Below are 13,239 nucleotides of genomic sequence, written 5' to 3'. Positions count from 1 at the left end.
ATCAGGCGGTCCCAAGTCTGGTCTTCCCTGGTCCCGTGGTCGTGTTCGAGGCGCGCGCCCGGGCGCTGTCCCCCCAGGTTCCACCGGAGACGTCTCTGCGCGATCAGCACCGTCGGCACAGTCGGCGGGTTCGGTGCCGCCTGCCCTTGAGGGCACATGTCTGGACCCGCACGTGGACTCCCGCGTCAATCCTCATGCGAATTCAGATCCGGGCTCTGGCGGGGGTGGGGGTTCTCCTACCATCCCTCCGATGTGGCCCGGCGACGTCGCTCCCGGCGGTGAGGATCCCGGCGATGCGGGTTCGGACTCGGGCGCCGGTGAGCCGACGGACCCCGGTCTGACCAGCGACACCGCCCCAGACCCGGGGCCGTGCCTGTCGGAGACGGAGTTGCTGGGGTTGGCGGCCAGGTGGGCCGCCGCGGAGGTGCCGGACAGTTCGGCGATGTGTCTTCAGCGGGCCGAGACGTTGATCCAGGCGGTGGACCTGCTGAATTCGGCGATGGTGGCGGTGCTGCATCGGGCGCATGTCACCGGTGAAGCCAAGGCGTTCGGGCATGCCTCCACCGCTTCATGGCTCCGCTCGGACAGACCGAGCACCCCCGGCCTGAACACCCCCGGCCTGAACACCCCCGGCCTGAACACCCCCGGCCTGAGCACGCCCCCAAGGGACACGACTGCACCGCTGGCAACCGCGTCGGGCAGCGCGGAGCCTGGTGCCGGGTCATCGGAGGCACAGGGAGGGCCTGGTGTGCCGGTGGTGGTGCGGCGTGGTCCGGGGATGACGGGTGCGCAGGCGTCGCGGTGGTTGCGGATCTCCGGTGAGGTGGCCCGCCTGCCGGAGGTGAAGGCCCGCTACCGGGATGGTTCCCTGTCCGGCGGGGCGGTGGATGCGATCACGACGGTGACGGCGAAGCTGACCGACACGCAGGTGACGGAGGCCGAGCCGATTCTGGTGGAGTTGGCCGACAGTGCGTCGTGTGCGGAGGTGGCCAAGGCGGGCCGGTACATCCGGGAGATCCTGGATCCCGGCACCCTCGTCGAGGAGTGTGAGGACGACTACGCGTCCCGGTTCCTGCTGCTCCGCCCGTCCAGCACCGGCGGGGTGGAAGGTGAGTTCCGCCTGCCCAGGGAGGCGGCCGCCCGGTTGCGGGAGTTCATGGCGGCCTACGCCCGGCCGAAGGCAAGGGACGATGACCGGCCGCTACGGGTCCGTCAGGCCGACGCGTTCGCCGCGCTGTTGAGTGAGAAGGTCTCCACCGAACTCCTCGTCATGGTCCGCGTCGAATCCCTGCCCGACGACATCCTCGCCCGCACCGGCACACAGGAGACTTCCCCGGCCGGCACGGACCCCGACCCGGACCCCGACCGGATGACCGGTGCGCAAAGCTCCGCAAGCACGGGCAGTACGGACGGCGGGAAAGGCGGAGTCGGTGGAAGCAGGAGCGCCAGTGTGGCGCGGGTGCCCGGCGGCGCCGGGGCACCGCCCACGGCCGGCGCGCCCACCGTCGGTGCAGGGCGAGACCGCCCAAACGATGACGCCCATCCTGACGATGCCGATCCTGACGATGCCGATCCTGACGATGCCGATCCTGACGATGCCAAACCTGATGGCGCAGGTTCCGGCCACGCCGCCGGGTCCGGCGGTGATGCGGCGCGCGCTGACGCGTGCCGGACGTGTGGGCATGCTCCGGACCGGTTGGCTCCCGGGCTGCTGGTCGCCACCGGCCACCTGCTGCCCGTCAGCGACGTCCACCGGCTGGCCCGCACCTCACGCCTGACCCGGCTAGTGATGGACGCCAAGGGCCAGGTGCTGGACATGGGCCGCTCCGTCCGCCTGGCGACCCCGGCCCAGCGCAAAGCCCTGCTGGCGCAGTACGCCACCTGCTACTGCCAGGGCTGCCCGATCCCCGCCGACATGGCCGAAGTCGACCACGTCTACGGCTGGATCGACGATGGCGTCACCAACCTCGACGTGCTGGCCCCCGCCTGCACCTTCCACAACCGCGACAAATTCACTCACCCCGACCGCTACACGGCTCGCCGCAACCCCGACGGCACCTGGACCCTGCTCTACAACCCCAAAGAACGCCTCACCCGCCGGCCCCCGACACAGCCATCCCACCCACCCCCGACACAACCACCCCCGGGATAAAAAGCCCAGGAGCGGCCCGTCGGCATAGGACAGGGTGCGACGCCGGGCCGCGAAGAACGCTAACCATGCTGGCCTCGCGGCTCACTGAACTATGCCTTGCTGACCTCGCGTCCCGCTGAAACGCGTCCCGCTGAGGCGCGCCCGGAAGACCGGCATGCCCGCGCTGTCGGTTGGGAGCCTCCTTCGGGGATACGAAGCGCGGGGATACGAGGCGCGGCGATACGAGGCGCGGGGATACGAGGCGCGGGGATACGAGCCATGGCGGGCCGAACGCAGGAGGCCGACGTCAGGCACGAGTCGGACGCAGCCGTCCGGAATCGGCATCAAGTCTCTGGCGGCGTGATCGCCGGTCGGCCGGGGAACGGCCCGGCCCAGGCCGGGAGCGCGGGGCGGCTGCGGCAGAATTAGGGCATGGCCCTCGACCCGAAGATCGCCGAACGCCTCAAGCGCACCCCCGACGGGCTGGTGCCCGCCATCGTGCAGCAGCACGACACGGGTGAGGTCCTCATGCTCGCCTGGATGGACGACGAGGCCCTCCACCGGACGCTGACGACGGGCCGTGCCACCTACTGGTCCCGTAGCAGGGGCGAATACTGGGTGAAGGGCGACACCTCAGGACACGTCCAGTGGGTCAGGCACGTGGCGCTCGACTGTGACGGCGACACCATCCTGCTGAAGGTCGAGCAGGTGGGCGCGGCGTGCCACACGGGCGACCGCACCTGCTTCGACGCGCACGTGCTCGACGTGACCGGCGTGGGCGCCGGCGCATGACCGGCCTGACCCGCGGGGGCTCAGACGGGGGCGTTCCCGGCGCTCCTGGCGGCGCTGGTAGTCCGGGCGGGCCTGGCGGTCCAGTTGGGTCGGGCGGTCCGGGTGGGTCGCGCCATCCGGGTGGGTCGGGCGGTGCTGGCAGTTCGAGTGAATCGGGCGGTCCGGGGAGATCCGCGGCCGTCGCCGAGAGGCCGGACACAGCTCGACGGGCGCTGGTGGCGTGGTTGGCCACCTGCGCCGCAGCCGGTGCGCTGGCGCTGCTCGCGGCAGGCCGGATTTGGGCCACGGTGACCTTCGACGCGCAGGCCGGCCCGTTGTCCGCCGGACACGTGTCGCTGACCGGCGGCGATCTGGCCGCCGTCCTCACCCCCGCAGTGCTGGCGGCGCTCGCCGCCGGGGCTGCCGTACTCGCGACGCGCGGCCTCGCACGGCGGATCGTCGCGACGGTGATCTCGCTGTGCGGCGTCGTCGTCCTGTCCGGGGTGTGGCGGGGTACCCGCCCGGCAGCCGTCGTCGCCGCGGCACGGGAGCACGCCGCCACCGCCATGGTCCCGGCGACGGGTGCCGCCGAGCAGGCGATGACCTGGGTGTGGCCGCTGGCCACGGCGCTTGGCGGCCTGGTTCTGGTGGCCGCCGGAGCGGTGGCCGCCGTCGTGGGGGGCCGTTGGCCCGGAATGTCCGGCCGCTACGACCGGCCCGGCACCGGAAGCGGCGCCCGGGAGGCGGACCGTGACGGCGACGGCGCCGCGGCCAGACGGCCGCGCCGTCAGGTCGGCAGCGAGCGGGCGCTTTGGGACGCCATCGACGAGGGCGAGGACCCGACGGCCGAGCCCCGGCCCTGAGCCCGGCTCCACCGTGACAAAGCGGCCGCACGGCTCTGTGCACCGGCCGCCCGGCTCTGCCCACCGGCTGGCTGGCTCCGTGAACCGGCCGTACGATCCCGCGGAATCATACGGGGCGTGGGCCGTCGGAGAGCACTCCTGACCGGACATAACCCCCGAGGTCACGAATTCCACACAAAGCAATCTTCTGCCCGAACGCGACATACGGTGCCGCTAAGCTTCCGGCCGACCTGACGATCTCACGCTCTTCCCCCTGGCGGCGGTCTGGGCCGGTCTCGTGGCCGGAGGCGCGCCGCCCCGGGCGGGTGAGACATCTCCCGATCTTCTCCTGAGCAGGAGCGCATCATGACCTACGGCAGCGATCAGGGCCGTCCGGGCGAATCCGGCGGGTACCCGCCGCCCGGTCCGTACGGCGGCTATCCACCGCAGCCCTCCCAGCCGGGCTACCCGCCCCAGCCTCCGCAGGCTCCCCAGCCGGGGTACCCGCAGCCGGGACAGCAGGGCCACCCCTCGCCCTACCAGCAGCCGGGCCAGCAGCCGGGCCAGCAGGGCGGTTACCCCCAGCCCGGCGGTCCCGCGCCGTACGACCCCTACGCGCCGCAGGGTCCGTACGGTCAGCAAGATCCGTATGGTCAGCATGGTCAGTACGGTCAGTACGGTCAGTACGGTCAGCAAGACCCGTACGGCCAGTACGGCCAGTACGGCGGCTACCCGCGCGGCGAGTACGCCGGCTGGGGGCAGCGGTTCGGGGCGACCCTGATCGACGGCCTCATCACCGCCGTCCCCGCCTTCATCCTCTACATCGTGGCCGCGGGCGTCTTGGCCGGCTCCGCCGACATCGACCCCGAGACCGGCGCGCTCCGGCCGTCGGCGGGTCTCGGCGTGAGCGTCATCCTCTACCTGATCGGCATGGCGCTCTCGGTCGGACTGGCCGTGTGGCTGCGGTTCCGTGAGGGCACGACCGGCCAGACGATCGGCAAGAAGGTCGTCGGCATCAAGGTGGTCAAGGAAGAAACGGGCGAATACCTGGGCTTCGGCATGGCCTTCGTCCGCGGCCTGGCGCACTTCGTGGACGCCCTGCCCTGCTACATCGGCTTCCTGTGGCCGATCTGGGACGAGAAGAAGCAGACGTTCGCCGACAAGATCGCGGGTTCCGTGGTGGTCCGGGCCTGAGTGGTCAGACCAACCGGCATGGGTACGTGCACGGCAGCGCACCGGCTGCGCACCCGCAGGGCGCGAGCCGTGCACCGGCAGGGCACGGGCAGTGCACCGGCAGGGCACGGGCAGTGCACCGGCGGGCCACAGCAGCGGGCACAGGGGCGGGTAGGGAAGCGGACATGGGACCGGACATGAAACCGGACATGGGATGGGGCACGGAAGCGGGTACCGCCGTAACCCGTGGGTCCGGGCGGCGGCTGGGCGATCGGGTACGATCCGTCCGGGCGCCGCTGGCGGCCGCCGCGCTCCTCGCGGGCGCCGTGGCCTGCCTGGCCGTGGTCGACCCGAACCGTCCCGGGCACTACCCGATATGCCCGCTCTACGCCCTGACCGGCCTGTACTGCCCCGCCTGTGGAGCGCTGCGGGCGGTGCACGACCTCGCCCACGGCGACCTGTCAGGGGCACTTGGAATGAACCCGCTCTTTGTCGTTTGCGTTCCCGTCGTTATCGCCGGTTGGGCTATCTGGGCGTTACGATCATGGCAGGGACGGCCCGTCCGCCCGATTCCGGGGCACGCCGCCGTGACGTGGGGATTCCTCGCTGTCGCGATCGTTTTCGGCGTGGTGCGGAACACGCCGTTCGGGCTTTTTCTCGCACCGTGAGACGCCCCCGGTGGCGGAACGACGCGAGACGGGCCGATACCATCGCAGGGCAGACAGCGAGACAGCAGCCGACCGGAGGGACCCTTACGCGTGAGCGAGCGGGCGGGTAAGTGGCGCAAGCTCCGAGCCGAAGGCGAGGAGGCCGCGTGAGTGTTCTCGACGACATCATCGTGGGCGTGCGCGAGGATCTCGAAGAGCGGCAGCGGACCGTGTCGATCGAGGAACTCAAGCGCCGGGCCTCCCGTGCGCCGGAGCCGCGCGACGCGTACGCCGCGCTGGGCGGTGACCGGGTCTCGGTGATCGCCGAGGTCAAGCGGTCCAGCCCTTCGAAGGGCGCGCTGGCCGCCATCGCCGATCCCGCGTCCCTCGCCGCCGACTACGAGGCGGGCGGCGCCCACGTCATCAGTGTGCTGACGGAGCGGCGCCGGTTCGGCGGCACGCTGGACGACCTCGCCGCTGTGCGGACCGCGGTGGACATCCCGATCCTGCGCAAGGACTTCATCGTCACCTCCTACCAGTTGTGGGAGGCCCGCGCGTACGGCGCCGACCTCGCCCTGCTGATCGTGGCGGCGCTGGAGCAGCAGGCGCTCGTGTCGCTGATCGAGCGGGCGGAGTCGATCGGGCTCGCTCCGCTGGTCGAGGTGCACACCGAGGAGGAGCTGCTCCGGGCGGTCGACGCGGGAGCCCGCATCATCGGGGTGAACGCCCGCGACCTGAAGACCCTGCAGGTCGATCGGGAGGTGTTCGCCACGCTCTCGCCGAAGGTGCCGGACGGCATCCTCAAGATCGCCGAGTCGGGCGTCCGCGGCCCGCACGACCTGCTGGCGTACGCGCGGGCGGGCGCCGACGCCGTGCTCGTGGGCGAGAGCCTGGTGACGGGCAAGGACCCGAAGGCCGCCGTCAACGATCTGGTGACGGCCGGCGCCCACCCCGCCTCGCGGCAGGACAGCGGGTCGGAGAAGTAAGAGAAGTAAACAGCAGTAACCAGTCGTGAACGACAGCGCTAGCGAAGGAGGCCGCGTGACGGCGACGGAAGGCATCCCGCTCACCCCCGCCGATCTGGACGGCGGCCGAGTGTACGGGGACGACCCGGACGTCCTCGGCAAGTTCGGCGTCTTCGGCGGCCGTTATGTCCCTGAGGCGCTGATCCCGGCCCTCGACGAGGTGGCGGCCGAGTACGAGAAGGCCAAGAACGACCTGGAGTTCCTGCGCGAGTTCGATCACCTGCTGCGGACCTACGCCGGCCGTCCGACCACGCTGACCGAGGTGCCGCGCTTCGCGGAGCACGCGGGCGGCGCGCGCATCGTTCTCAAGCGCGAGGACCTGACCCACACCGGCGCGCACAAGATCAATAATGTCCTGGGTCAGGCGCTGCTGACCAAGCGTCTCGGCAAGACCCGGGTGATCGCCGAGACCGGGGCCGGCCAGCACGGCGTGGCCACCGCCACCGCCGCCGCGCTGATGGGCCTGGAGTGCGTCATCTACATGGGCGCTGTCGACTGCGAGCGCCAGGCGCTCAACGTCGCCCGGATGAAGCTGCTCGGCGCCACGGTCGTGCCGGTCAGCAACGGCAGCCAGACGCTCAAGGACGCCATCAACGAGGCCTTCCGCGACTGGGTCACCAACGTCGACCACACCCATTACCTGTTCGGCACCGTCGCGGGCCCGCACCCGTTCCCGGAGATCGTCCGCGACTTCGCCCGGATCATCGGGGTGGAGGCCCGCCGCCAGATCCAGGAGCTCACCTGCCGCCTGCCCGACGCGGTCGCCGCGGCCGTCGGCGGCGGCTCGAACGCGATCGGCATCTTCCACGCGTTCATCAACGACCCTGGCGTGCGGCTCTACGGCTTCGAGGCGGGCGGCAGGGGCGTCGAGAGCGGCGAGCACGCGCTGACCCTGACGCAGGGCAGCATCGGAGTCCTGCACGGGTCCCGCACCTACGTCCTGCAGGACGACGAGGGCCAGACCATCGAGTCCCACTCCATCTCGGCCGGCCTCGACTACCCGGGCGTCGGCCCGGAGCACGCCTGGCTGAAGGACTCCGGCCGGGCCACCTACCAGGGCGTCACGGACGACGAGGCCATGCAGGCGTTCGCGCTGCTCGCCCGGACCGAGGGCATCATCCCGGCCATCGAGTCGTCACACGCGCTCGCGGGCGCGCTGCGGCTCGGGCGCGAGCTCGGTCCCGAGGCCACCATCCTGGTCAACCTGTCGGGGCGCGGTGACAAGGACATGGGCACCGCGATGAAGTACTTCAACCTCTGAGCCGCCGGCTCGTACCGATAAGGCATCCGATGACGACACTGCAAGCGGTCTTCGAGAAGGCGCGAGCCGAGGACAGGGCGGCCCTGGTCGGCTACCTGCCCGCCGGGTTCCCGACCAAGGAGGGCGCAGTCGCCGCCGCGACCGCCATGGTGGAGGCGGGCTGCGACGTGATCGAGATCGGCCTGCCGTACTCCGATCCGCTCATGGACGGCCCGACGATCCAGGACGCGGTGCATCGGTCGCTCACCAACGGCACCCGGATCGCCGACGTGCTGCGCACCGTCGAGGGCGTCGCCCGTTCGGGCGCCGCCACGCTGGTCATGACGTACTGGAACCCGATCGACAGGTACGGCGCCGAGCGCTTCGCGCGCGACCTCGCGTCGGCGGGCGGAGTGGGGACCATCACTCCCGACCTGACGCCGGAGGAGGCGGGGCCCTGGCTGACGGCGAGTGAGGAGGCGGGCCTCGGCACGGTCTTCCTCGTCGCGCCCAGCTCCACGGACGACCGGATCGCCCGCGTCGCCGAGTGCTGCACCGGGTTCGTCTACGCAGCGTCCCTGATGGGCGTGACCGGCGCGCGGGAGAGTGTCAGCGTTGCCGCAGAGGGACTGGTCAAGCGGACCAAATCGCACACCGACCTGCCCGTCTGCGTCGGTCTCGGCGTCGGCACGGGCGCGCAGGCCGCCGAGGTGGCCGGGTACGCCGACGGTGTCATCGTCGGGTCGGCGTTCATCCGGCGGCTGCTCGACGCGCCGGATGAGGCGACGGGGCTGAGGTCGGTGCGGGAGCTCGCCGCGGAGCTCGCCCGGGGTGTCCGGCGCTGAGGCCTTCGGGGGTATTTCTCCTGGCAGTGGCGCCGCTGCCGGCTGAAACGGCACGGCTTACCATGCTCTTATCCAACACATGGTGAGGTTGGATCCCGGTACTGTTCAGTCGGTGTTGCCTACCGGGCGAGGAGACTATGGTTCAGTTGGCGTCCGGCACATCGGTGTCGGGGAAGTTACAGCAGCCCACGAATTCGGTTCTCCCCTGGGTCGCCACGGCGGCGCGGCTCGTGCTCGCCGGTTTCCTCGCGGTGGCGGGGGCGTTGAAGATCGGTACGCCCGCGATCTCCGTGCAGGCGGTGCGCGCGTATCAACTGCTGCCCGACTCCCTCGCCCAGGCGTTCGGCTACGGACTGCCGGTGCTGGAGATCATCCTTGGTGTGCTGCTGGTCATCGGACTCTTGACCCGCCCGGTGGCCGTCATCTCCGGCCTCCTGATGATCGCCTTCATGATCGGTATCGGCTCCGCCTGGGCGCGTGGCCTGCGGATCGACTGCGGCTGCTTCGGCGGCGGCGGCCAGCTGGCCGCGGGCCAGGAGCCGACCTACTTCTGGGAGCTGCTCCGTGACGTGGGGCTGCTCGCCTGCGCGGCGTGGATCGCGATCAGGCCGCCCGGCCGTCTCGCGATGGATTCGGCGCTGGGCCTGACCGGCTCGGCGGGCGACGAGGAGGCCGAGCCCGTCGACGAACCGCGGAGCGATCACACGTGACCGTGACGTGTGTGACTCGGCGCGTGTGATCGGGATACGGCGCGGGACACGCTGCGGTCGCGGAACACACCGCTGAGTACGGAGCGCAACAGGGGGCTGCGGGAAACCACGAGAAGGCGCGGCCAGGGGGGAGGCTCGGTGAGTAAGAGGACGAGCGAGGCGGCGCGTGCCCGCATCGCGGCCCAACGGGAGGCCCTGCGCAAGCAGGAGCGCCGCAAGCGGATCACAATGATCGTCACTGTCGTGGTGATCGGCATCGTCGCGGTCGCGGCGGGCTGGTGGTCGGTCGCTCAGGGCACGGCGGAGAAGGTCACCGGCAACCTCGCCCCCGTGACGCTGGAGTCGGACGGCACGGTCGTCATGGCGCGGCCGGGGGTGACCGCCCCCGTACTCGACGTCTACGAGGACTACCAGTGCCCGGCGTGCAAGCAGATGGAGGAGACCAGCGGCTCCACCATCAAGAACCTGGCGGCCGAGGGCAAGGCCAAGGTCGTCTACCACGTGATCACGATCTTCCAGCAGGAGCCCACCAGGTCGAACTCGCTGCGTGCCGCCAACGCCGCGCGATGTGTCACCGACGGCTCGGAGTACATGAAGTTCCACGACCTGCTCTACAGCCGGCAGCCGTCCGAGACCCAGACCGGGTTCAGCGTCGACGACCTGCTGAAGTGGGGCAAGGAGGCAGGCGTCACCTCCTCCGGGTTCGAGTCCTGTGTGCGGGGGCAGAGCAAGGTCGCCGCCCAGGAGCAGTTCACCAGCAAGATCATGGCTACCGGAAAGATCACCGGAACGCCGACCGTCATGCTCGACGGCAAGCCACTCGACACGAGCGTCGTGTTCGTGCCGAGCGACCTCCGCGACGCGGTGATCAAGGCCGGCAAGTAGCCTCGGCGCGCTCCCTCCGGCATGTGGGGGAGCGGGCCGGGAACGACGAGCGGGGCGCGTTCGTCGGCGGTCGGCACCGATGGTGCCCGCTCTTGCGGTAACGTCACGTGACATGCCCCTCCTCGCCTCGATTCCCAGCCCGTCACAGGGGGTCTGGAATCTCGGACCGATCCCGATCCGGGCCTATGCGCTGTGCATCGTGGTCGGCGTCGTCGTCGCCGTCTGGATCGGTGAGCGCCGCTGGCGCGCCCGTGGCGGCGCGGCCGGCACGATCACGGACCTCGCCGTCTGGGCCGTGCCGTTCGGCCTCGTCGGCGGCCGGCTCTACCACGTCATCACCGACTGGCAGATCTACTTCGGCTCCAACGCGCCGAAGCGGCCGATAGACGCGCTGTTCATCTGGGAAGGCGGTCTCGGCATCTGGGGCGCCATCGCCCTGGGCGCCCTGGGCGTGTGGCTCGGCTGCCGCCGCCGCGGCATCTCCTTCACGGCGATCGCCGACACCCTCGCCCCCGGCGTCGCGGTCGCTCAGGCGATCGGCCGCTGGGGCAACTACTTCAACCAGGAGCTGTTCGGCGGTCCCACCGACCTGCCGTGGGGCCTGGAGATCGACCCGGGCCGCCCGGGCACGATACCCGGCGTCACGACCTACCACCCGACCTTCCTCTACGAGTCGCTGTGGAACCTCCTGCTCGCCGGTGTCCTCGTGGTGCTGGCCAAGCGGTTCTCGCTGCGGCACGGCCGGGTGTTCGCCCTTTACGTGGCGGGGTACACCTTCGGCCGGTTCTGGGTGGAATACCTCCGGGTGGACCCGGCTCACCACATCCTGGGATTGCGGCTCAACGAGTGGACCGCACTCGTGCTGTTCGTCGCCGCCCTGGCGTACTTCTGGCTGGCCCGCGGCCGGACCGGCCCGGAGCCGCTGGGTGAGCCGCGCGACGTCGCCGGCCCCGGCGGCGAGCACGCCGGTGACGGTGCGCCCGCCGAGGGCCGCGATGGTGAGCCGGCCGGTGACTCCGGCAGTGACTCCGGCAGTGGCTCCGGCAGCGACGCCGACACTGGCCCCGGCGCTGAACACGATGCCGTCCTGCTCAGCGATGCCGGCGGCGACCTCGGCGGAGACACGGACCCCGCCCACCAGCGGGACCAGGCGGACGAGGAAGAGCTGCGGGAGACCGGGCTGCCCGAAAGTGGGCTGCCCGAGAACGGGCCGGAGACGGACCGGCCCGCCACGGCCGACGTGGCGGCGGAGCGGGAGGCCGGTCAGCGATGACCGACACCGGCACGGGCACCCGCGCCGAGATCCACCACCAGCACCGGGATGTCAACGGCGGCTGGTTACGGCCCGCTGTGTTCGGTGCGATGGACGGGCTCGTGTCCAATTTCGCGCTGATCGCGGGCGTGGCGGGCGGCACGGCCGAGACGAAGATCATCGCTCTCGCCGGAATCGCGGGGCTCGCGGCGGGTGCCTTCTCCATGGCGGGCGGGGAGTACGTCTCGGTCGCCAGCCAGCGCGAGCTGGCCCAGGCGGAGATCGACGTGGAACGCCGGGAGATCGAGCGGCACCCCGAGGCCGAGCAGGAGGAGCTCGCCCAGCTCTACATGCGGCGCGGCGTCGACCCGTCGACCGCCAGGGACGTCGCGCGGCAGATCTCCCGTAATCCCGAGCACGCGCTGCGGGCCCACGCCGAGGCCGAACTGGGCGTGGACCCGTATGACCTGCCCTCGCCCGTGCTGGCCGCCGTCTCCTCCTTCCTGTCGTTCAGCGTCGGCGCGCTGATTCCGCTGATGCCCTACCTCTTCGGCGTGCGCGGCCTGTGGATCTCCGCGATCGCGTCGCTGATCGCGCTGTTCGCGGCCGGTGCGGTGGTCTCCCGGGTCACCGCGCGCAGCTGGTGGTTCAGCGGCCTGCGTCAGCTCGCCGTGGGCACGGTCGCCGCCGCTCTCACGTGGGGACTCGGCTCGCTCATCGGGTCCGGCGGCCTATGACCAAGCGCAAGCGCCGGCCGACAGCGCCGGCGGAGCGCTGGACCGGCTCTGCGCTGTCGGAGTTCGGGCTGAGCGAGGGGCAGCAGAAGGTCCTGAGGTGGGGCGGGTCGGTGGTCGGGCTCATCGCCCTCGCCCTCGTCCTCACGCTGACGGTGAACGCCTTCGCGGGCGGGCAGACCGCCGCCTCGCCGGCGCAGCCCGACAGCGCGCTGGGGCAGGCACGGCCCTCCGCCTTCCAGGCATGGCCGCAGGTCAAGGAGTTCGCGCCCATCGCCGACCGGAAGGCCGACGGCTCGCCCCTCACCGTCCAGGAGCTCTTCGGCGCCCGGACACTGTCGTCGGGCAAGGTCACCCTGCGGCGGATCGCCGGTCGCCTCGACCCCGGCTGCGCCTCAGTTGTGTGGGGGGAGGCCCTGGCCGGTGCGCTGTCGTCCGCCGGTTGCACCCAGGCGGTCCGCGGCCTGTACGCCACGGCGAACGGCGTCTACGTGGCGCAGTACACGATGTTCAACCTGGCCGACGAGCAGGCGGCGAATGAGTTCGTCCAGAGCCTGGACACCCTCTACCGGGGTGGCTGGGTGCGGCCGCTGGAGTCGCAGAAGGCGGCGTTCGGCGCCTACAGCGAGGGCAGCGCCCAGGCGATGGGGCATTACGCCGGAGTGATCTGGATCGGCAGGTCCGACGGCGCCGAGCCGGGGGAGAAGGACGACTTCGTCATGCTCGGGCTCGCCGTCCGAAGCGCGGAGAAGGCCCTGTTCCGCCGCGTGGTGAAGGTGGCCGGTCTGCCCGACGTGACCGCCGCGCCCGGCCCGGGTGACACCGCCCAGCCGTCGGAGGCCGCCCCCACCGACCCCGGAACGACCACAAGCACGACTCCGGGTACGACGACGGGCACGACCACCGGCAGTCCCGGCACAGGCACAGGCACCGGAACGGCTGCGGCCACCCCGAGCGAGCCCCCGCAGTAACCCTGGCAGCGAC

General features: G+C 71.3%; 13 protein-coding genes. All 13 read left to right on the top strand.

Annotation, left to right across the window (positions count from 1 at the left end; genetic code table 11):
• Positions 1 to 250 precede the first annotated feature (250 nt).
• The 13 genes from JOL79_RS00590 to JOL79_RS00530 all read left to right on the top strand — a co-directional run bounded on the left by JOL79_RS00590 (position 251) and on the right by JOL79_RS00530 (position 13,226).
• Complete coding sequence (locus JOL79_RS00590) at positions 251 to 2,152, top strand: HNH endonuclease signature motif containing protein (RefSeq protein ID WP_210153603.1); 1,902 nt, start codon at positions 251 to 253, stop codon at positions 2,150 to 2,152.
• Between the two features lie 411 nt (positions 2,153 to 2,563).
• Positions 2,564 to 2,923 carry a phosphoribosyl-AMP cyclohydrolase gene (hisI, locus tag JOL79_RS00585; RefSeq protein ID WP_210153602.1) on the top strand — a complete coding sequence of 120 codons (360 nt, stop codon included), beginning with the start codon at positions 2,564 to 2,566 and terminating at the stop codon, positions 2,921 to 2,923.
• A gap of 215 nt (positions 2,924 to 3,138) precedes the next feature.
• The gene (locus tag JOL79_RS00580; RefSeq protein WP_210153601.1) at positions 3,139 to 3,765 is read left to right on the top strand and encodes a TIGR02234 family membrane protein; all 627 of its coding nucleotides are present in this window, start codon (positions 3,139 to 3,141) and stop codon (positions 3,763 to 3,765) included.
• 345 nt (positions 3,766 to 4,110) lie between these two features.
• Positions 4,111 to 4,938, top strand: coding sequence for an RDD family protein (locus tag JOL79_RS00575; RefSeq protein WP_210153600.1), 828 nt, complete (start codon positions 4,111 to 4,113; stop codon positions 4,936 to 4,938).
• Positions 4,939 to 5,102: 164 nt separating this feature from the next.
• Complete coding sequence (locus JOL79_RS00570) at positions 5,103 to 5,585, top strand: DUF2752 domain-containing protein (RefSeq protein ID WP_230984001.1); 483 nt, start codon at positions 5,103 to 5,105, stop codon at positions 5,583 to 5,585.
• A gap of 146 nt (positions 5,586 to 5,731) precedes the next feature.
• Complete coding sequence (gene trpC, locus JOL79_RS00565) at positions 5,732 to 6,550, top strand: indole-3-glycerol phosphate synthase TrpC (RefSeq protein ID WP_210153599.1); 819 nt, start codon at positions 5,732 to 5,734, stop codon at positions 6,548 to 6,550.
• Positions 6,551 to 6,644: 94 nt separating this feature from the next.
• Positions 6,645 to 7,850, top strand: a complete 1,206-nt coding sequence (gene trpB / locus JOL79_RS00560) for a tryptophan synthase subunit beta (RefSeq protein ID WP_230984063.1) — start codon at positions 6,645 to 6,647, stop codon at positions 7,848 to 7,850.
• Between the two features lie 29 nt (positions 7,851 to 7,879).
• Positions 7,880 to 8,674, top strand: coding sequence for a tryptophan synthase subunit alpha (gene trpA / locus JOL79_RS00555; RefSeq protein ID WP_210153597.1), 795 nt, complete (start codon positions 7,880 to 7,882; stop codon positions 8,672 to 8,674).
• A gap of 137 nt (positions 8,675 to 8,811) precedes the next feature.
• Positions 8,812 to 9,384: a MauE/DoxX family redox-associated membrane protein gene (locus JOL79_RS00550; protein WP_210153596.1), complete on the top strand. Its 573-nt coding sequence runs from the start codon at positions 8,812 to 8,814 to the stop codon at positions 9,382 to 9,384.
• Positions 9,385 to 9,522: 138 nt separating this feature from the next.
• A complete protein-coding gene (locus tag JOL79_RS00545) occupies positions 9,523 to 10,269 on the top strand; it encodes a DsbA family protein (RefSeq protein ID WP_307848209.1) in 747 nt (248 codons plus the stop codon).
• A 112-nt stretch (positions 10,270 to 10,381) separates the two neighbouring features.
• Complete coding sequence (gene lgt, locus JOL79_RS00540; RefSeq protein WP_210153595.1) at positions 10,382 to 11,542, top strand: prolipoprotein diacylglyceryl transferase; 1,161 nt, start codon at positions 10,382 to 10,384, stop codon at positions 11,540 to 11,542.
• On the top strand, positions 11,539 to 12,258 hold the full coding sequence (locus JOL79_RS00535) for a VIT1/CCC1 transporter family protein (RefSeq protein ID WP_210153594.1): 720 nt from the start codon (positions 11,539 to 11,541) through the stop codon (positions 12,256 to 12,258). The genes lgt and JOL79_RS00535 overlap by 4 nt, the downstream gene beginning before the upstream one ends.
• Positions 12,255 to 13,226: a hypothetical protein gene (locus JOL79_RS00530; protein ID WP_210153593.1), complete on the top strand. Its 972-nt coding sequence runs from the start codon at positions 12,255 to 12,257 to the stop codon at positions 13,224 to 13,226. The genes JOL79_RS00535 and JOL79_RS00530 overlap by 4 nt, the downstream gene beginning before the upstream one ends.
• Positions 13,227 to 13,239: the final 13 nt, after the last annotated feature.

Origin of the sequence: Microbispora oryzae (genome assembly GCF_017896165.1) — a bacterium.
In the GTDB taxonomy this organism is placed as follows: Bacteria; Actinomycetota; Actinomycetes; order Streptosporangiales; family Streptosporangiaceae; genus Microbispora; species Microbispora oryzae.
This window is presented reverse-complemented; position numbering and strand designations above follow the sequence as displayed.